The sequence below is a fragment of the Paenibacillus sp. FSL K6-1217 genome, from assembly GCF_045040735.1.
Classification (GTDB): Bacteria; Bacillota; Bacilli; order Paenibacillales; family Paenibacillaceae; genus Paenibacillus_AQ.
Genome location: NZ_CP150271.1, coordinates 2,830,709 through 2,851,632 on the forward strand (window position 1 = coordinate 2,830,709; position 20,924 = coordinate 2,851,632).

At 55.8% G+C, this 20,924-nt stretch carries 14 protein-coding genes; 4 read left to right on the plus strand and 10 right to left on the minus strand.

Going from position 1 to position 20,924, the window contains the following annotated elements:
• The first annotated feature begins 100 nt into the window (after positions 1–100).
• The 3 genes from MHH28_RS12675 (at position 101) to MHH28_RS12685 (ending at position 3,916) form a co-directional block, all read left to right on the plus strand.
• Positions 101–718 carry a TetR/AcrR family transcriptional regulator gene (locus tag MHH28_RS12675; protein WP_405115380.1) on the plus strand — a complete coding sequence of 206 codons (618 nt, stop codon included), beginning with the start codon at positions 101–103 and terminating at the stop codon, positions 716–718.
• A 29-nt stretch (positions 719–747) separates the two neighbouring features.
• On the plus strand, positions 748–3,234 hold the full coding sequence (locus MHH28_RS12680) for an MMPL family transporter (protein WP_405115383.1): 2,487 nt from the start codon (positions 748–750) through the stop codon (positions 3,232–3,234).
• Between the two features lie 259 nt (positions 3,235–3,493).
• The gene (locus MHH28_RS12685) at positions 3,494–3,916 is read left to right on the plus strand and encodes a GNAT family N-acetyltransferase (protein ID WP_405115386.1); all 423 of its coding nucleotides are present in this window, start codon (positions 3,494–3,496) and stop codon (positions 3,914–3,916) included.
• 77 nt (positions 3,917–3,993) lie between these two features.
• Here MHH28_RS12685 and MHH28_RS12690 read toward each other — a convergent pair whose 3' ends face one another.
• From MHH28_RS12690 to MHH28_RS12700, 3 genes are read right to left on the minus strand one after another with little or no spacing between them, the layout of a single operon-like run.
• On the minus strand, positions 3,994–4,443 hold the full coding sequence (locus MHH28_RS12690) for a DUF1877 family protein (RefSeq protein WP_405115388.1): 450 nt from the start codon (positions 4,441–4,443) through the stop codon (positions 3,994–3,996).
• Between the two features lie 49 nt (positions 4,444–4,492).
• Positions 4,493–5,935, minus strand: a complete 1,443-nt coding sequence (gene cls / locus MHH28_RS12695) for a cardiolipin synthase (protein WP_405115390.1) — start codon at positions 5,933–5,935, stop codon at positions 4,493–4,495.
• A gap of 36 nt (positions 5,936–5,971) precedes the next feature.
• Positions 5,972–6,343, minus strand: coding sequence for a winged helix-turn-helix transcriptional regulator (locus MHH28_RS12700; protein ID WP_405115393.1), 372 nt, complete (start codon positions 6,341–6,343; stop codon positions 5,972–5,974).
• A gap of 167 nt (positions 6,344–6,510) precedes the next feature.
• Between MHH28_RS12700 and MHH28_RS12705 the strand changes: the two genes are divergently transcribed.
• Positions 6,511–7,098, plus strand: a complete 588-nt coding sequence (locus MHH28_RS12705) for an NAD(P)H oxidoreductase (protein WP_405115395.1) — start codon at positions 6,511–6,513, stop codon at positions 7,096–7,098.
• 22 nt (positions 7,099–7,120) lie between these two features.
• Here MHH28_RS12705 and MHH28_RS12710 read toward each other — a convergent pair whose 3' ends face one another.
• The 7 genes from MHH28_RS12710 to MHH28_RS12740 all read right to left on the minus strand — a co-directional run bounded on the left by MHH28_RS12710 (position 7,121) and on the right by MHH28_RS12740 (position 20,836).
• On the minus strand, positions 7,121–8,002 hold the full coding sequence (locus tag MHH28_RS12710) for a PhzF family phenazine biosynthesis protein (RefSeq protein ID WP_405115397.1): 882 nt from the start codon (positions 8,000–8,002) through the stop codon (positions 7,121–7,123).
• Positions 8,003–8,241: 239 nt separating this feature from the next.
• Entirely contained in the window at positions 8,242–9,750 is a 1,509-nt protein-coding gene (locus MHH28_RS12715) for a beta-N-acetylhexosaminidase (RefSeq protein WP_405115399.1), read from the minus strand.
• 29 nt (positions 9,751–9,779) lie between these two features.
• The gene (locus MHH28_RS12720; protein ID WP_405115401.1) at positions 9,780–12,521 is read right to left on the minus strand and encodes an alpha-mannosidase; all 2,742 of its coding nucleotides are present in this window, start codon (positions 12,519–12,521) and stop codon (positions 9,780–9,782) included.
• 6 nt (positions 12,522–12,527) lie between these two features.
• Positions 12,528–13,526, minus strand: coding sequence for a glycoside hydrolase family 130 protein (locus MHH28_RS12725; RefSeq protein WP_405115403.1), 999 nt, complete (start codon positions 13,524–13,526; stop codon positions 12,528–12,530).
• Positions 13,527–13,764: 238 nt separating this feature from the next.
• The gene (locus MHH28_RS12730) at positions 13,765–15,084 is read right to left on the minus strand and encodes a glycoside hydrolase family 125 protein (RefSeq protein WP_405115405.1); all 1,320 of its coding nucleotides are present in this window, start codon (positions 15,082–15,084) and stop codon (positions 13,765–13,767) included.
• Between the two features lie 296 nt (positions 15,085–15,380).
• Positions 15,381–18,524, minus strand: coding sequence for an alpha-mannosidase (locus tag MHH28_RS12735; RefSeq protein WP_405117048.1), 3,144 nt, complete (start codon positions 18,522–18,524; stop codon positions 15,381–15,383).
• Between the two features lie 17 nt (positions 18,525–18,541).
• Entirely contained in the window at positions 18,542–20,836 is a 2,295-nt protein-coding gene (locus MHH28_RS12740) for a glycoside hydrolase family 3 N-terminal domain-containing protein (RefSeq protein WP_405115407.1), read from the minus strand.
• Positions 20,837–20,924: the final 88 nt, after the last annotated feature.

The window sequence follows — 20,924 nt, forward strand, 5'->3', positions numbered from 1 at the left end:
AAAACATTCACACTTCCGTCACTAGATGCTCATTGTGCAATCTTTCCCTTTGAGCAATAATAGAACCTATAGATCCTAAGGGAAGGAGGAACATTGACATTTGAATTCCAAACTGAATCTGCGGGACAAAAAAAAGGAAGCAACCGCCTACGCCTTAGCCGTAGCGGCTTTTGAGCTTGCGCTTGAACATGGCATGGACGGCTTCATTGTGGACGATGTGGTACAGAAGGCCGGATACTCCCGGCGGACCTTTGCCAATTACTTCTCCTGCAAGGAGGAAGCTGTGGCGTCCTATTTCATTAGTAGTGCTACTAAGGAAGACGATAAAAGTCTGCTTGCCGGGTTGCCGCCGGATGCTACACCGCTCGACGCCCTGTACAACCTGCTTCAGCTGCAATTCACCTCTGAGTTCTTGCATAAACTGCGGCAGTTCGTGTCGCTGGCGAACCAATACCCGTCCCTGGAGCCTTACATTCTTAATGTCTTCCGGTATTTGCAAATCGCTGCCCGTGAGGTGATGGAGCAGTTCACCCGTGGACGGTATGCCGATGGATATACCCACCTGCTGGTGGGTGCCGTCTACGGAGCCTTCGTGCCCATTCTGGACGGACGGCTCAACGTGATGTTGCCGGGTGAACAGCAGAGCGAAGGCTCCGATGCTATGCCTTTTGACCAATATCTGAATTCGATGTTTGCTTATTTACGCAACGGCTTCTAAATTCACAGATAAAGAGGAGAAACCATTACATGTCTACCTTTCTATACCGCTTAGGTAAATCGGCGTATGCCAAGCCTTGGGCATTCATTGCCGTCTGGATCATCGTACTCGGAGTTGTCGGCACCCTGATTGGAGTCAACGGCATTCAGTCCAGCTCCGAGATGAAAATTGAAGGCACAGAGTCGCAAAAGGTGCTGGATAAGCTGACAAAAGAGCTACCCGCTGCTGCCGGAGGGCAGGCAAGCATCGCCTTCACTGCACCGGAAGGAGAACGTCTCGATACGCCTGAGCGTACCGCTCTGCTCCTGAAAGCCATTAATGATGTGTACAACATGGAATATGTCATCAACCCTATGGAGCTGGCAGCCCAAGCGGCTGCTGCGGCCCAGGGTGCCGGTGCTGATCCTTCCGCTGCTGCGGGCCAGGGCGCTGCCGCTGACCCTTCCGCCGCTGCGGGCCAAGGCGCTGCCGCTGACCCTTCCGCCGCTGCGGGCCAGGGTGCTGCCGCTGATCCTTCCGCTGCTGCGGGCCAAGGCGCTGCCGCCGACCCTTCCGCCGCTGCGGGCCAAGGCGCTGCCACCGATCCTTCCGCTGCTGCGGGTCAAGGCGCTGCGGCTCAGGCAGCCCCGTTCGGCCCGCTGATGGCCGACGGGATGCCCGTTCCCGGCGTCATGCTGTCGGCTGACGGCAGCATTGCCCTGTTCCAGTTCCAGTTCACCGTTCAACAGACATCCCTGCCAGCGGATGTACCGGATAACATCATCAATACTGTAACCGAAGTAGAACAGTCCGGTTCAGGAATTACAGCGATTCCAAGCGACTCGCTCAAAAGCATGCCAGCCATCGGCTCCACGGAAGCTATCGGCGTAGCCGTGGCTGCCATCGTATTGTTCCTGACGCTGGGCTCAGTCGTAGCCGCAGGCCTGCCGCTGCTGACTGCGCTTCTGGGTGTCGGCATCAGCGTCGGAGGTGCTTTTGCCCTCGGCAGCCTGATCCAGATGAACGATATTACACCGGTGCTTGCCGTAATGATCGGTCTCGCGGTAGGGATTGACTACTCACTGTTCATTGTGAACCGGCAGCGCCGTCTGATCCTTGATGAGAAATTAAGCGCGGCAGAGGCGTCCAGCCGGGCACTCGGCACCGCCGGCAGCGCCGTATTCTTCGCCGGTCTGACCGTAATTATTGCCCTGTGCGGCATGCTCGTCATTGGCATCGGCTTCTTATCGACAATGGCACTTGTGGCTGCTGCCAGCGTGCTGATCAATGTCCTGCTTGCCCTGACCCTGCTGCCTGCACTGCTCGGACTGGTCGGTGAGAAGATCGTCACCGCCAAAGCCCGGACCAAGCACAGCACCGCCGCCAAAAAATCACAGCACAGCTTCTCCCACCGCTGGGCGAATGCTACAGTGAAATACCGCTGGGCCATCATTGTGCTCGTGGTGCTGGTGCTTGGCACAGCCGCAATTCCGGTAACCAAGATGGAGCTGGGTATTCCTTCCGGCGCCTCGGCGAATCTGGATACTCCGGCCCGCCAGAGCTATGATGTCATCTCCAAAGGGTTCGGCGAAGGCTTCAACGGCCCGCTGCTGCTGGTCGCTGAGACGAAGAATCCGTCTGAGAAGATCTCCATGCCGGTCCTGGGCAAGCTGGTTCAGGAGCTGCAAATGCACGATAATGTGACCCTGGTCTCTCCGCTCGGAGTCAGTCCCACCGGCGATATCGCTATTATCAGCCTAATTCCGAAGACGGGTCCCACTGACACCGCAACCAGAGATCTGGTGCAGGAGCTGCGTGATCCGAATTCCGCTCTGACCACCGGCAACAATATTAATCTTGGCGTGACCGGCTTCACCGCCATCAATATTGATATGTCCTCCAAGCTGTCCGATGCCTTCCCTGTATACATCGGGATCATCGTAATCCTGTCGCTGATCATTCTGCTGCTGGTGTTCCGGTCGATTATCGTGCCAATCAAAGCGACTGTCGGCTTCGTGCTAAGTATTCTTGCCACTTTCGGCGTGACCACCGCCGTCTATCAGTGGGGCTGGCTGCATTCGCTGTTCGGCTTCGATACCGGCGGACCGCTGCTTAGCTTCATGCCAATCCTGGTTACCGGTATTCTGTACGGACTCGCCATGGATTACCAGGTCTTCCTGGTCAGCTCCATGCGGGAAGCCTATGTCCACGGCCGCCATGGCAAGGACAGTGTTGTTCACGGCTACGATCTGGCCAGCCGCGTTGTACTCGCTGCAGGCGTGATCATGGTCTCCGTCTTCGCCGGCTTCATCTTCGCCCCCGATGCGATGATTAAGCAGATCGGCTTCGCACTGGCCTTCGGCATCCTGATCGATGCCTTCATTGTCCGGATGACGCTGGTTCCGGCCGTCATGGCCGTCTTCGGCGACAAAGCCTGGTGGCTGCCGAAATGGCTGGACCGCCTGCTGCCGAATCTCGATGTCGAAGGCGATAAGCTGATCGCCAAGTTGAAGGCCGAGAGCGGACAGAACAAGTAGAAACGGCTTTGCCGTCCTAATAAATTATCGAGTACAACATATAAATTCTTCTATTTGCACTAAACTAGCCACACAAATTGGAGACCTGGCTTCGATGAATACTCAGGTACTTTGCGGGACCCCAAGACCTGTACATCTCCCTGGAATAACGGACGGCACCCCCGCCGTTCTCCCTACAAATAGAGCCTGCGGCATCGTCCGCAGGCTCTATTTTGATATAATGGCTATAATTGAATTCAGATCCTAAGGAGGCATACCCATGAACATCGTAGAACTGGAACTTGAGCAGAATCAGCAGGAAATCTCCAGATTGCTGGAGGAACACAGCCGCCGCATGGACAGCAGCATTCCGCCCTATCAGCGCGAGGTGATCTCCCTGGCGGCCTATGAGAACGGCGTCTTCATCGGCGGCGTTACCGGGGATATGGTCTGGAATATTCTGAATGTGCACTTACTGGCTGTGGACCCAGGGTACAGGGGGCATGGACTCGGCGGAACTCTGCTGGAAGAGCTGGAAGCCAGAGCAGCGGAACGCGGCTGTAAGGTTAGCGAATTGACAACGATGAGCTGGCAGGCCCCGCATTTTTATCAGAAGCAGGGGTATGAGATTTTCGGCGAGATCAAAGATTGTCCCCACGAAGGCCAGACGAAATATTATCTTCAGAAAAAATTGCAGCCGTAACCCCCATTCCTAAGCAGAAACGGTACCTCCTTTTGACAAGGACAGTACCGTTTCTGTATGCAATCAAGGAGGATCGCTCAAGCCACACTGAAAATCACATGCTTCCCGGCCGCCAGCGCCTTCCCGTAGAAGTCCAGCAGCCCTGCAAATTCACCCTGCAAAGCCGCCCTCAGCTCCTCCGCTACACCACCCGTCTTCAATTGACCGAAGTCCACCTGCTGCATCGCCGTGATAATCCCTTCCAGTTCATCATGCTCGGTACAGGTAAAATAACCGTCCTCTTCCTCCACCTCAAATACATGCACCCCGACAACAGCCTCACTTAACGGGTCTCCCTCTACTGGCTCACTGGCCGAGACTCCGGTTAGCGCGACATGCAGCTCTTCCCACAGCTTGTCGATGTCGTAGTATGCACTCCCGCCTTCAATCAGTTTCTCCAATGTACCCATCAGCTCTGTTCCGTCCATCTCCATCATGCGCTCCAGTGTATCCTCATCCACCATCACGTATTGACCCAGCATCCCCATCTGTCATTCCTCCCACTATAAAATACGGCTGCCTACGCTGCGCTCTCTTTTACAGAATAGGCGACAGCAGCCGGGAAATCCCTTCTTTCAGCTTGATGACAAGCGAACGCTGCGCATACCGTTCAGGAGTAAGCTCCGAACACAGCCTGACATCATTCAGGAAAATATCCTGGAGCTGTTCGGCAATCGCCCGGTCATACACAATGGCATTCACCTCGAAGTTCAGCCGGAAGCTGCGCGAATCGATGTTCATCGTCCCTACGGAGGCAACCTCGCCGTCGGCGACAATCGTTTTGGCGTGCAGGAAGCCGTTCTCGTAGAGCAGGATTTTGGCTCCATAGTTCAGTAGATCCCCGGCATAGGCCCAGGTGGCCCAATACACGAACGGATGGTCAGGCTTGTTAGGGATCATGATCTGCAGATCCACCCCGGAGAGCAGGGCGATTTTGCAGGCATCCATGAAGCTTGTGTCCGGTATGAAGTAAGGGGTCTGGATATACACGCTCTCCTTGGCTGACAAAATCAGCTTGATATACATGTTCTTAAGATGCTCCGTCGACGAATTGGGGCCGCTGGTAATGATCTGGACCGGGCTTGTCCCCGTTCGCGGCTCCATGTTGAAGCTGAACTCCCCGTAATCCCCGCGCTCATGCTTCCCGGCCTGATGCCAGTCGAGGATGAATCTGCCCTGGATATGGCTGACCGCATTCCCGGTGATTCGAAGATGCGTGTCCCGCCAATAGCCGAACTTCTTAACCTGCCCCAGATACTCATCCCCCACATTGAACCCGCCGATATAGGCGATGCTCCCGTCAATAATACACAGCTTGCGGTGGTTCCTGTTGTTGATGCGGAAATTCAGCGGCCTGATCAGGGACGGGAAGAACACTTCAACCTCTCCGCCTGCGGCACGCAACTCCCTGAAAAAATGCCGGGAAAGCCGCTTGGAGCCGACTTCATCATACAGCAGCCGCACCTTCACGCCTTCCCGCGCCTTCCGGGTTAATTCATCCCTCAGCTGCTTGCCCAGAGCGTCCGGCTGAATGATGTAATACTGAATATTGATCTCTGCTCGGGCACAGCGGATATCCTCGAACAACGCGGCGAACTTCTGATGGCCGTCACTGTAGATGGCAATCTCGTTATCGCTGGATAATAGGCCGTGCGACGAGCGGATATTCATGTTGATCAGCTGGCTGTAGTTCTGCAGGAGCTGCGACCTCTCGTCCGCCTTCTCGGCGAAGGCTGCCAGCTGCTTATCGGCTTCGGCCTGGACATATTCCTGCTCTTCGATGAAGAGCTTGTAGAAATTTTTCTTTTTGAGATTGCGCCCGAAAAAGATATACAGAACGAATCCCAGAATCGGGATGAAAAACAGCACCATCAGCCACGCCCAGGTATACCCCGCCTCCCTGCGCTCAATGAACAGAAAGCCCAGTGCGAGGATGATGTTAATGAGGGTGACGACTGTGGTTAGACTTGCGAACTCCATGCTTTTTCCCCTTTCCTCTCTGTCTCTCTCTGCTGCCTAAAAGTCTTCCAGCACCTTGGACTTGTCGCCATGAATCCTGTCCAAATGCTCCTCTCCCCAGTAACATAACAGGTCCAGCGCGGGCTTCAGTCCCCAGCCGTAAGCCGTCAGCTCATACTCCACTCTGGGCGGAATCTCCTGGTAGATGGTCCGCGAGATAATCTCATCGCTCTCCAGGCCTCTTAACTGGGTGGTCAGTACTTTCTGGGTTAAGCCGGGAATGAGCCGCAGCAGCTCGGAGGTGCGCTTCTGTCCGGTCATAAGATGGTAGATAATCAACGGCTTCCACTTGCCGCCCATCACTTCCAGCGCCGCCTCTACGCCTACTTTGTACTTTTTGGGAACGCTATCGCCATTCTGTTCAGTCATTGCTTCTGCCTCCATTATGTAGGGAACCTCAACGTTCCTATGGATCTTACACCTTCCTATAGAACAGCAAAGTGCGTACTTCCAGATTATTTTATTCCTGTTTATAATAGCATCAGCCAAGGAACATGGCTACAAACCTGTGTTATGAAAGGTAGTGAATATATAACATGAGTATATTAATCGTCGTATCACACCCGAGACAAGATTCCCTGACCTTCCAGGTGGCCCGCCGTTTCGCTGAGGGATTGAGCCAGGCCGGCCATGATTATGAGATATTGGATTTGCACGGGATAGGATTTGACCCTGTTCTGCGGGGGAGGGAGGAACTCCATATGACCGCAGGTGAACAGGAACAGCCCTATTCTCCTGAATTAGAGCGGGAAATGGAGCGGTTGCGGCAGCATGACGGCCTGGCATTTGTTTTTCCGCTGTGGTGGTGGCATCTGCCGGCCATGCTGAAGGGGTATATCGACCGGGTGCTGAACAATAGGGTTGCTTACGGCACCAATAATCTGCATGGTTATCGTGCACTGTGGCTGGCGCTGGCAGGCGTAACAGAGGAGCAGATGAAAAAGCGCAGCTATGATGAGGCCACCACGCGTCTTCTGAACGTGGGAATTGCCGATTATTGCGGAATCACAGACTCCAAGGTTGAATTCTTTTACGAGACCCTGGATTCCGCTCCCGGACATTATGAGGCGCTGCTGGAACAGGCCTATCAGGCGGGGCTGAATTACGGCAAGGGGGAGAACTGACAAATTACAGGAACGAGAGGGATCACAGCATCACATCAAATTCATTCACATAAACGGCGTTGCCCGTCACTTCTATAGTATTGCCGTTGTCCGACACAGACACCCTGACTCTGCCGTCCCTGCCAATCTCTTGGCCCTGCTCGATCAGCAGTTCGAAGGAGGGGGCTTGTCCGCCGATATACCTGGAATAATAAGCCCCCATTACCCCAGAGGCTGTGCCTGTAACCGGGTCCTCGGTGGTCCCTGAGAAGGGAGAGGAGAAATGGCGGGCATGCATATGCGCCTCAGGATCATTCGTCTCCAGGCAGAACGGGTGAATGGACGAGCGGGGCATCTCCTTCAGCACCTCAGGGAAGCGCTGGTTGTCAGGCTGCATCCGGGTGAAGGCATCAAGGCTTGTAATCGGGACCAGTAAGGTCCACGTTCCAGTGCTGCCGTACATGGTCGGCAGGGTCTGATCAATATCACCGGGCTCAAGGCCGATCGAACGGGCCAGGTCTTCAAGCGATCCGTTAAAAGGCTGAAACTGAGGGATGGCTTGCCTCATTGTCATATAGAGTTGACCGTGATCTTCTGTGATGCGGATAGGCAAAACTCCTGCCTTGGTCTCGATGGTCAGCTCGCTGGCGTCTCCAAGCAGCCCCTTCGTCTTCAGGGCATACAACAACGCCATGGTCCCATGGCCGCAGAGATTAATCTCATGCCCCGGGGTGAAATAACGGATTCTGAGATCCGCCTGGTTGGATTTTAACGGAAACGCCGTCTCATTGAAACCCACCTTCGCTGTAATCTCCTGCATTTGCTGCTCCGTCAGACCTTCGCTGTTCAGGACAACCCCTGCCGGGTTTCCTTTGTTCGGAATACTGCTGAATGCATCGTAATGATAGACTTTGATGTTCTGCACACCTGCACCGCCTGTCTTTTTTGAGTAATAGGATAGCATAAATTAACAAACATATCCTTATAACTTGTATAAAAGGATGTAGCTAACCATGGGCTCGACCGTACTAGTACCTGTCTATTCTGTTCGGTTTTTCGCCTACATAAAAAAACAGCAACGGACCTCGCCCTAAAGCGGACGCTATCCGTTGCTGCAATTATAAAGAATATACGATTTGCCTACTCTGCTGTCTATTCAGCCATCTACTCAGCCGCATCCTGCTTCCCCAGCCAAGCCAACTCCGCCATCGCCCGCAGCGGGCCGCGGAGGCCTGCGGCCACTTCCGCTTCGCTCTGCGCCTCCGGCTTATCGCTCCAGATGGAGAAGGTGCTGCCGATGAGTTCGCGCGGATAGGCTCCCGTGTATTCCTGCTTGGCTTCCCCGGTACGGTTCGGGAACAGCCCGGGATGCCAGGCGGCGCGGATTTTCTCGCTTGTCGGATACTTGTAACCCGCATGTTCGCCCAGCACGTAGTACAAGTAGCCATCGTTGAAGTTAATCACCTGATGCCCTTTAGCCAGAATGTCTTCCACCGGGGCCATCATCGGATGCCACTTCGTCCAATACGTGATTTGAATGGACGGCTTGGGCGTAACCCGCTGGGTCTGATCCGCACGGTACAGTCCATCATTCCAGGCGCGGACGATCCAGCCTTTGGACTCCAAATGTTCAGCGACTTCGTTAAGATAATCAATATACGTGTCCACGCCCGTGCCGCCGCTGATGTTCAGGACATTGCGGGCATAGTCCGCGAGCTGCGGATACTTATCGAATTCCGCGAAGTTGATGAATTCATCCCCGCCGATATGAAAATAGCGGCTGCCGGCAAATAATTCAGCATATTCGTCAATCAGCTCCAGCACGAACCGGCGGGCGTCCGGATTCGTAATATCCAGCGCACCCGGGGCCGGAGTTCCAGATGCATCCTTGAGCAGCCACTCCGGGTGCGTCCGGAGGGCCTGACCCAGATGCCCAGGCGAATCCAGTGAAGGGATAATATCCACATGATACCTCTGTGCCGTGAGGATGATCGCCTTCATCTCCTGCTTGGTTAAATGTTGCTCTGACACCACTTCAGGATGACTCTCGCTCATCAGCCGGAAGCCCTCGTTCTCGGAGAAATGAAGCTGCAATGTATTGAGCCGAAGCCGGGACATCTCTCTGATCCGCTCCGAAATCCAATCCTCGGTATAGAATTTACGGCCGATATCGATATGGAGCGCCCGCTCTCGAATGACTGGGTAATCGGTAATGGTTCCGCAAGGCACGGAGCCGTCATCTGCCAGCCGCTGCAGCAATGTCCCCAGACCATACATCACCGCACGTTCACTTGGCGCGGTGATCTTCGCATAAGTCCCGATGTCGATGACGTAACCTTCCTGGCTATCCATGTCTCCCGCAGCTTCATGATCCGTCAGTTCTATGACGATATCGCCCGAAGCGGGTGTCTCCGTGTCCCCATAAGCGACAGTCATGATCTGGTCAGCGGGTGTAAGAATGCCCGAGAATTGACCCAGAACCATAAAGACTGTTTCGTTCAAAACACTGTTATTATCCGATCTGGCATTGTCTACAATCCGGGCTTTGGACCCGGCAGACAGCCGCCATGACTCCCCGGATGCCGCCACGATCTGCTGCTGTACACCGGGGAGCGGGCCGTTATTGGAAGCGTGCCGATCTAATGGTTCATTCTTATCCATATCTATATCCATACCTCCCACCTCTTCCTTCCTCGCGTGGATCAGCGCAGCCGGAGGCCGACCGTGGTAATCTGATGTCCGCCAAGCGGAAGCTTAAGTGAAGCGGTACCTTCAGTCTGAAGCTCTTCACCTTCTGCTTCCAGTACATTCGAAGTATAGAAGGCAGCAGCCGGAAGCGCGGATTCCAGCTCCAGCTCACAAGGCTCTTCCGTAAGGTTGAACCAGCGGAGCAGCACATCGCCGCGCTCTTTGTTCAGCTTCATAGAGGAGAACGCAGCGGTCTCGCCATTCCAGCGGACAGCCGAATACACGGCGGGAATCGTTCCCCCATGAACCTCTGCCTGCGCGCAGGTCCAAGGAATCTGGAACTGGTATGCAGCAGCAGCGGCACCGGAGGTTACGGCATCTCCGCTATGCGGCAGAAGCAGCATATCCGCGGTCTGTTCCCCCAGGCACTGGGCTTCAGGTGTAGGGAACCAGCCCCAGTCGCCCATCTCACCGACACTGCGGAGCAGCGTAACAGCGATGGTATTACGGCCATCCCGCAGAATCTCGTATTCGTGTAATCCGATATTGGCAACCGTGAGGCCTGCATTCCCCCCGGCAACATCCACGAAGCACTGCTGATGCTGCGCATTGCTCGGGTTCTGCCATTCCGGCGCCGGCTCGTTCGGGCGTTCCGCCAGCTCGAACATCGAGTCTACTCGGTGCGAAGCTGCGGCCAGATCCGCCGGGAAAAGCATCCGCAGACGGTGGTCCTTAGCCGTATTATCGATGAAGCTCTTCACTTCCAGGCCTTTGCCGCTGCGTTCCAGTCTCAAGACGGTCCGCAGCTTAAGAGTTACAGTAGCCGCACTACGCTTAGCCTGCCGTTCCGGGTAATAGACCAGTGCCCGCTGCTCTTCTTCCAGCAGGGCATCGGCCGAAGCCGGAATCTCCCATTCATGGGCGATTTCGATGGAAGCCCGGTATGGCGTATCTTCAATAACAGCGATATCCGCATTAAGGCCGAGAGTCGTCAACGGCACTTCGCCCGCAGGCTGTCTGTACATATACTCATTTCCGATGTCACCAGTATTCTCGTAGACACCGAGATCTCGGTAGACTTTGCCGCTAGGCTTATGCTCCAGCGTGAAGGAACCGTCAGCCATAACCTCGACCCGCAGCGTATCGTTCTCCAGTACGCGTGCGCCTTGAACCAGCGAAGAGACTTCTTTTGCGGCAGCATCTGCTGCAACAGGGCGGACCCAGGCATAGGTGCGCAGCCCCAGGGCTGGCACATCTGCCGCCTCGAAGGTCAGCCGCACCTTGCGGCAGCTATACGGCTGGCGGAACCGGTCGTCCGGCAGATCATAGCCGAACGACAGGCCGAGATCCTCAACTGTACAAGGAACCGGCTGGCCTTGTTCATCGACCAGGACCCGTCCGGCCAGCTCCACAGCCTTCATAAGCCGGGCATTCTCGTCCAGCGGCAGACCGTCGCGCAGATACTGACGGGCAGCATCCAGCTCTACGGTCACCGTACCGGTGCGGCTCCAGCCGCTGGTATTCGTTACAACGAGCGGAACGGCCTCTTCACCGTAAGCGGCGAAGCCGGAGGTGTCCACCGCTGCGGTGATCGCCTGCATACTATCCGCCACGATGCCTTCGGCCGTGTGGTAGCTCTTGTCGAAGCGGGTGACCATCTCGCGGTGCACCTCATCCACGCTGCAGCCGCAGATGGAATCATGCGGATGGTTCTGCAGCAGCGTCTTCCATGCATAATCCAGCAGATGCTGCGGATACTCGCCGCCGTGCAGCTTCGCAATAACGGCCAGCGGCTCGGCCACCTTTTCCAGCATGGCCTGGCCGCGCTGGTTGAGCTGCTTCAGGTATACCCGGGCGGAAGCGGTATTAACCAGCGTTCCCCAGCCGTCCGTGCGCTGGCTCCGCAGCTCGCCCTTCACCGTGGACAGGCTGCGGCCAGCGAGTGATTCCTCGACTGCCTTAATATAGTCCGGGAAGTTCGAGTGAACGAAGGAGACCTCCGGGTGCAGCTTCTCCGCCGTGCGGATCGCCTCCGGCAGGTCGGTCTGCAGCGGCTGGTGATCACAGCCGTTCATGAACAGCAGCTGGTCTGTCGCCGCATACTGCCGGGCATCGCCCAGCTTGCGTTCCCAGAAGCGGCGGGCCTCCTCTTCATCCACGGGAACCTCATTCCCGTTGGAATACCAGTTAGCGAACAGAATACCCAGTACCTGCGAGCCGTCCGGTCCTTCCCAGACCAGCTCCGAGAACGAGGATTCATAGCCGTCAGCGGAGACCATATTGTTGAAGCCAGTCGGCTTCACCCCGCGCCCGAAGAAGGCGTTGGTGATACCCGCCTGCTGCATGAGCTGCGGGATCTGTCCGGTCAGGCCGAAGGTGTCCGGGAAATAGCCGATTTTGGACACATCCCCATAGACTGCCGCGTCCTGATGTCCCAGCTGTAAGTTGCGCACATTGGCTTCCGGGCTTGTCAGGAACGCATCCTGCAGAATATACCAAGGACCGATAAATATCCGGCCTTCACGGATATGCCGCACCAGCCGTTCCCGGTTCTCCGGGCGGACCTGCAGATAATCCTCAATGATAATCGTCTGTCCGTCGAAGAAAAAGCTACGGAAGTCCGGGTTCTGCTCCAGCGTGTCGAGCAAAGTGTCCACGAGCTGAATCAGCCGGATGTGATGGCGCTCATAAGGCAGATACCATTCCCGGTCCCAGTGTGTATGCGAAATTATATGTGCCGTCTGTTGTTTGGTCATCGCTCGTTACCCCTCAATCTCCAGCGGATATTCCTCCATATAGCTGATCAGTTCATCCACGGTCGTGAAGGCCAGTCCTGTCACCGTATCCGCACAACCGTAGTAGATAGCAATTCGTCCGGTAGCCGCATCGGTCAATGCCGCGCATGGGAATGTCACGTTCGGCACATCGCCCACACATTCATATAGCTCTTCCGGGCCGAGGATATAGTTGCGCGAACGGGCTTTTACCTTCCAAGGCTGATCCAGATCCAGCAGCGCGACCCCCATGCGGTAGACGAACCCGTTGCAAGTGTTGATAACACCATGATAAATCAGCAGCCAGCCCTTGTCAGTTTCAATCGGAATCGGTCCAGGACCAATCTTCTTGGACTGCCACGCCGAAGCGTCACCGTCAACCGTACCCATCACATAGCGGTGCTTGCCCCAGAAGGTCAGGTCAGGACTCTCACTGTAAAAAATATCGCCAAACGGCGTATGCCCGGTATCGCTCGGACGGCTGAGCATCGCATAATTGCCGCCGATCTTGCGCGGAAGCAGCACGCCGTTGCGGTTATACGGCAGGAAGGCATTTTCCAGCTGGTGGAAGGTTTTGAAATCAAACGTGTACGCCAGTCCAATCGTTGGGCCATGGTAGCCGTTGCACCAAGAGACATAATAACGGTCGTCAATCTTGCAGACACGCGGATCATAGCGGTACTCGCGCTTGGTGATCTCTTCATCGCCCTCGAAAACGATCGGCTCATGGTTGATGTTCCAGGTCACGCCGTCTTCACTGAAGCCCGCGAAGATGTCCATGCTGACCGAACGCGAATCACAGCGGAACACACCAGCGAAGCCGCCCTCGAAGGGAATGACCGCCGAGTTGAACACACTGTTCGAGTTCGGAATGGCGTTGCGCGGAATGATCGGGTTGGCGGAATATCTCCATACCGGGGAATTCGTGCCCTCAGGCTTCTCCTGCCAAGGGATGTTCGGTAGTGCTTCTCCAATAATTGTACTCATGATCAGGTCTCCTTTATCTGTGAAAAATATTTAAATTGAACTTATGATTTTTATGTTATGGATTAGCCGTGACTCCAGAGAAGTTTTGGACTTCCGGCCACTGTTGTATGCAGATTTCTTGATTTTATACCGCTATTCGCGGTGGAAATCCGCATACAAAGGCGGACGCTATCGCTCCTCCAGTTCCAAAATTCCCCTCCGCCACTTTTCCCTAAACTTTAATGTTTTAGTTCAATATTTAGAGAATGTCTTCCTTCAGCGCCCGCAAAATCAGCTGCGAGAACAAGCTGTTCGACCAGGCGAACCACTTGCGGGTGAACACGGACGGATCATCGGCGTGGAAGCCTTCATGCATATAGCCGGTATCAGCATCGGTTGCTTCCAGCATAGCGATGACCGCCAGCCGCTCTTCCTTGCTGTCTGCCGTGATGCCCTGCATCGACAGCGCCATATGCCAAATGTACCCCGGAGGCGTATGCGGACTGCCGATTCCCTTGGCGGCCTTGCCCTCGAAGTAGAACGGATTCTCCTTGCTTAGTGCGAAGCGTCTCGTATTCTGGTATACCGGATCGTCATTGTTCAAGTAACCCAGGTACGGAATGGACATCAGGCCCGGCGTTCCGGCGTCATCCATCAGGCTATAGTTACCGTATCCGTCTGTCTCGTAGGCGTAGATCGGTCCGAATTCGGGGTGGCGGTAGGTGCCGTACAGCTTGATGCCGTGATCGACCTCCTGCTCCAGTTCCTTCAGCTCGGCCAGGAAATCCAAGTCCCGGAAGACCCACTCGGCGAAATCCTGCATCTGCCGCAGCGCCACCACAGCGAACATATTCCCCGGAATGTTGTAATGGAAGTCGCAGGCATCGTCGCTGGAGCGGAAGCCGGACCAGATCATGCCGGTGTAATTCACGGGCATTCCCAAGCCGCCGTTACGGATGGAATCCTCCATAATCCCGTTGTTTCGCGTGAAGCGGTAAGGGGACTGCTCGGCATGATGCTGCTCGCGCTTGAACAAGTCGGTGATGACGCGGAGCATTTTTTTGAAATCAGAGGTAAAGAAATCGGTCTGCTTCGTCTCTTCCCAGTAAGCATGGGCCAGCCGGATCACGAAGCACAGCGAGTCGATCTCGAATTTGCGCTCCCACACCCACGGCGACATCTCGGTCACATCGGCGGCATTCCAGTGCCAGTCATTGGCCGATTCATTGAACGCGTTGGCGTAAGGATCGATCAGTACATACTCCGTATGGCGCTTGATCAGCCCGCCGATAATCCGCTGCAGATCAGCATCTTCCGCGGCAAAAGGCACATAATGAATGACCTGCTCCACCGAATCGCGCAGCCAGCAGGCGGGGATGTCCCCCGTAATCACAAAGGTAGTTCCGTCATCAAGCAGCTTGGTGGTCGTCTCCAGTGTATTTGGGAAGCAGTTGCGGAACAGCCGTTGCAGCTTAGGCCGGTGAGCCAGCTTCGCTTCGGCGTCGGCCAGCACGGCCTGAATGGATGACGGCAGCGTAAGCTCCGGCATCTCGATGCGGGGAAGTCTGAATTGTTCCAAGGTAGTAGTCTCCTTCTTGCTTGATCTATTGTTTTGGAAGCTGAATTTCTTGATGGGAGTGGGAGTTGCGATAAGCTTAATTGTAATTGGTACAACTAAAACGCCTGATTGATCACCAATTTCACATTTAGTTGTACTTCGTACATTTAAACATCCGCCGAATCTTCCTTCTCCCGTTTTGGGGCAGTTTTAGTTGTACAGAATACACTTATACGATAAAAGAATGCATTTCCGCTGTTTTTAAGTGTACGTTCTGCAACTATCCGAGAACCTTACGCTCAGCCCCTCATTTGCCTCTATTCAGCATGAATAATCTTAATCGTCTTAATCTCGAACGGATGGAAGTCTATCGTCAACACGCCGTCTTCATCCGGCAGCAGCTCGGTCTCTTCCTCCAGCGCATTGGATAGGTAGATAGCAGCGTGCGGCAGCGGCCAGCTGATCCGCACGGTCTCGCGTCCACCAGCTGATTCGTACAGCCGAAGGATACTGCCGCTTCCGTCTTCCGCCAGCTTGACCGTGTCCAACACTACCTGCTTCCCTTCGTAGGGAAGGAAGGAGCCAGTGGACGGATGCTGTCCCTCACTTGCCTCGCAGGCTACAGCATACGAAGCATGGTTCAGCTCAGCGGCTTTGCGCTGGGTATGCGCCGAACGCCAGTCCCCGGTATGCGGGTAGAGCGAATAGGTGAATTCATGCTCTCCCTGATCGGCCGAATGATCCGGCCAGCGCGGAGCGCGCAGAAGGGACAGACGGATGGTGCTGCCCTGAGTATCATAGCCGTATTTGCAGTCGTTCAGCAGGCTGACCCCGTAGTCATGCTCTGACACATCGGCATAGCGGTGTCCGCAGACCTCGTACTGTGCCTGCTCCCAGCTGGTGTTGCGGTGCGTGGTCCGCTCCAGTGCGCCGAACGGAATCTCATACGTGGCCTTGCTGGTCACTACATCAATCGGGAAGCCAACCTTCAGCAGCTTGTGGGCTTCCTGCCACTGCACCTTCGTCTTGAAGTCGATCCGCTTGTCAGCGTGATACAGAATCAGCTCCTGCTGTATTTCCGATTGGCCGAGACTCCAGCGGAAGAACAGTACATCGCAGACAGGACCTGTGGACAGCAGCTGCTTCTCCAGCAGAACCGCTGCTCCGGCAGGCTGCTCCTCATAACGGCTGTCGATATCCCAGGCATCCCAGAGAATCGGACGGTCATGGAAGAAATGCAGCCGGTTCAGCGCTTCGCCGGACTTCACAATCTCACGCCCGGCTTCCTTGTCATACAAGCTGATGATCTCGCCCAGCTCATTGAACTGGAGCCGGTAGTAGCCGGTCTCCCAGCGATCCTCGAACGTAGCGGAGTTCGCCGCAGAAATTGAGTTATTGCCTGCATCCGACGCATCTGCCCCCGGCTGTTCCTCTTCACGCAGCCATACTGTTGCATACCCGAATGCCGGAACCTCCGGCACCCGCACACGCAGCATTGTCCGCTCTCCTGCTGTAGTCATCTCTGCCGGAAGCCGTGTTCCGTTCCGGTCATATACAGCCGGAGCGTTAAGCGTTGCTCCAGGAGCAACCGCAAGCTCGACCACCATATCCCGGGTCCAGCCCAGTCCGTTCAGGATGACATAAGGCTGTCCCTCTCCACGGGTATCAATATCCGCTACGGAAGCCTCCATGACGGACTTCAATGTACTCTCCCCAAGGACGAAGATATTCTTGTATTCCTTGTCTGAAGTCTCATAGACCTCGGGAATCGACGAGCCAGGGATTATATCATGGAACTGGTTCAGCAGAATCAGCTTCCAGCCTTCATGCAGAGCCTCACCTACCTCTTCCCGCCGCTGCGGCGTCAGGCGGTGTCCGCCCAGAGTCTGCCATAGCTCAGCTTCCCGGTACAGAATCTCGGCCTTGCGGTTGTTGCGCTTGTTCCGTGCATGGGTCGTATAGGTTCCACGGTGCAGCTCCAGGTAGAGATCACCCTGCCAGACCGGCAGCTCCGGTGCAGCCTGCTCGATGCCTGCGAAGAAATCTGCCGCCGTGCTGTAGTTAGAGGCAGGCTGACCTACCATCAGCTCCGAGCGCGACAGGTATTCCAGCATCTCCCGCGTCACGCCGCCTCCGCCATCCCCGTGTCCGTAGAGCAGCATTTGTTCGCTGTGAACGGCTTTTTGGCGATAGGACTGCCAGTGCTCGTGGATATCCTTCGGCAGCGTATTCTCGTTCACACCATGATTCATATAAGAGAGCAGTGCTGTCCCGTCAATTCCCACCCAATGGAACAGATCATAAGGGAACTGGTTCGTGTCGTTCCAGCCGAGCTTCGTTGTCATGAAGTAACGGACCTTGCCGTGCTTCAGAATCTGCGGCAGGGAAGCGCAATAGCCGAAGGTGTCCGGCAGCCATTCAATCTCGGACTGCTGTCCGAACTCCTCCTGATAGAACCGCTGCCCGTACAGCATCTGCCGCATCAGCGATTCCCCGCTTGGAATATTCAGATCCGGCTCGACCCACATACCGCCGACCAGCTCCCAGCGGCCTTCCCGAATCCGCTCCTTCACCTTCGCGTACAGCTCAGGATCATTGTCCTTCAGATAAGCGAACAGCTGCGGCTGGCTCTGGGCATAGCGGTATTCCGGATACTCCTCCATCAGGGCATGTACCGTCGAGAAGGTCCGGCTGGTCTTGCGCACCGTCTCGCGGGTTGGCCATAACCAGGCGATGTCGATATGCGACTGCCCGATCATATGAATGAAGCCCTCGCTGTTGCCGCCGATGGCCTTGACTTTTGCCGCCAGCTCCTGCTCAATCGCCTCTATTTCCTTGCTGCCCTGCGAACCGTCCGGCCCCAAATTCACATAAGCATCCATTGCCTGATGCAGCGCTTCCAGCATGCGGACGCGCCGGAAGTCCTGCTCCGGCAGGAGCAGCGCCGAATCCCGGATCACGGTCACCGTATACATCAGCGACTGCACCGGCAGGTTCACTCTGACCAGCGCTGCGGTGATCGAGCGGACCGGCGGCTGAATGACCGCCTGCTTATTCAGCGGATCATCCGGCTCAGGGATCGGATCATAGAGCTCAATCTCAATCTCCGGCTGTCTTCCCTCCGTCTGCGGATTTAATGTGGCATAGGTATGATTGCGGTCCAGTCCTTGCCGCGACGCTCCGTTCACACGCAGCAGCCCTTCGCCGCCGGACTGGAAGATAAACCCGGTATCCGTATCGGACCAGTCCGCCGGAATATCCAGGGTAGTACGGAAATAATAAGTCGTGCCTTGCACACTCGGGAACAAACCGAACGATTCGCTGCCCGAATATGGCTGCAATTCATCATAGTGGCCCGGCTGCCGGTAGACAGTGGAGAAGACCTGCCAGTCGTCAAGCACCCGGTATTCCAGCCACTGCGCTTGTGAACATTCACGGATGAACCGGTTAATCCGTTCGATGTTGATCCGTTCCATGTCTATTCCTCCTTGACCGTAAGATCGGTATCCAGCGTATCGTTCACATTCCGGCCAACGCCGATGCGGAACCCTCCCGGCTCTACTACCGGTTTATAGTCCGGCCCGATATAGCTAAGATGCTCTGCACTAAGCCTGAAGCTCACCAGCTGCTTCTCTCCCGGCTCCAGCACGATCTTGCGGAATCCCTTAAGTTCCTTGGCTGGTCTCGTCACCTTGCTGACCAGATCGGAAATGTATAGCTGCACGACCTCCGCGCCGTTGCGGGAGCCTGTATTCTCCACTTCCACTGTAACCTCAGCCGTTCCGTCCGCCTGGATCACTGCCGGCTCTACCTTTATTCCGCTATAGCTGAATTCGGTGTAGCTGAGTCCGAAGCCGAACGGATAACGCGGCTGCGAATTCCCTTCCAGATAGCGGACTCCCCGGGAACGTTTGCCTAAGTAGTACACAGGCAGTTGTCCAACATCCTCCGGTAGAGACAGGGTCAGCCTGCCGGACGGATTGACATCGCCGAACAGGATATCCGCAATGGCATGTCCGCCTTCCTGACCCGGATACCAGGCTTCGAGAATGGCATCTGCCTGCTCATCGATCCAAGGTTCAGCAATGGGACGCCCGTTGATATACACGACGACTACCGGCTTGCCGAGTGCCTTCAGCTCCTTCATCAGCTCCAGTTGCACGCCGGATAAATGAAGCGACATGCGGTCAATGCCTTCACCGCAGTCCATATCGCTAAGCGCATTCTCCGTGACCTTCGAAGCTCCGGTCCGCAGATCGATGCTGCCTTCACCGAAGTCCCGGGCACTCGACCCGCCCAGGGCGAGCACAATGATATCCGCTTCGGCTGCTACCTTGCGCGCAAGCTCGAAGCCCTCGGTGGAGCTGTCCTTGATCCGGCAGCCCGGCGCATAACTTACCCGCTCCGGTTCGGCAGCAAGCTTGGCCCGTATTCCGGCCAGCACTGTTGTCACCCGGTCACGCGGCTGCGGAGAGGTATAATCGCCGAGCTGATTGTAGCCGATGTCCGCGTTAGGCCCAATCACGGCAACCGTACCCTTATCCTTCGCCAGCGGAAGAATACCGTTATTCTTCAGCAGCACAATGCCTTCTGCCGCCACACTGCGCGCCAGCTCGGCATGCTCTGCGCTGCCAATCACCTGCTCTGCCACATCAGGATCGGCGTATGGCTGTTCGAACAGGCCCAGCCGGAACTTCAGCTCCAGCACACGTGCTGCCGCCTGATCCACAAGCTTCTCCTCCAGCCGCCCGGAGCGCAGCGCCGTAAGCAGATATCCGCCGAACATAACGCCGGACATCTCCATATCAATCCCGGCGGAGAGCGCCTGCACCGCTGCATCCTCCCCGCTGTCTGCCGTATCATGGCCCGAGGCCAGCATATCGATCGCACCGCAATCGGTAATTACCATGCCGCCAAATCCCCACTCGCCGCGCAGAATATCCTCCAGCAGCTCCTGATTGGTGGTGCAAGGCACGCCGTCAATCTCGTTATAGGCTGGCATAATGGAGACCGCTCCGGCTTCCACCGCTTTGCGGAACGGGTACATATCGACTTCCAGCAGCTCGCGCTTGCCGATATGCGCCGGACCGGCATTCCGGCCGCCCTCTGAGCTGCCATAAGCAACGAAGTGCTTAAGGGTTGCCCCCACGCTGGAGGCACTGGCAAGATCTTCACCCTGTAGCCCTTCCACCGAAGCTACGGCATATTCACCGATGAGGTACGGATCTTCGCCGAAGCATTCTTCGGTCCGGCCCCAGCGCGGATCACGCACTACATCCAGCACAGGGGAATAGGTCACGGCTCCGCCCTGCGCCCGGGTCTCCCGTGCGACGGCCTGGGACATCTCCCGGTAGAGGTCCACATTCCAGGTGCTGCCGATCAGCAGCGGAACCGGAAATACGGTAGCCCCGATCGCCATATGACCATGCGAGCATTCCTCACCAATTAATAGCGGAATACCAAGTCTCGAATGCTCCAGCGCATAACGCTGAATCGTATTGACGGCCTCTGCTCCGGCGCGCGCTCCAAGGCCGCTCTCCAGCGTAACCCCTGTCCAGGGATCTGCCCGCAGGGTTCCGTATAATGCGCCAACACCGCCTTCGCGGATCTGGCGCTTGAAGTCTTCGGTCAGCTCTATCGTTCCATCTGTATGATTATAGGTCTGCCATCCGAACAGCTGCACCAGCTGGCCGACCTTCTCTTTCTGCGTCATCAGCCCGAGCAGATGCTTTGTCCGCTCCTTGACGGGCTGTGTACGGTCTCTATACAACATCCTGGCTCCACCCTCTCTCCTTTGATCTATATAAAATATATTTAAGATTTGGATTCGAAGCTTGGTCGTCACTGCGGTGAACATTTGG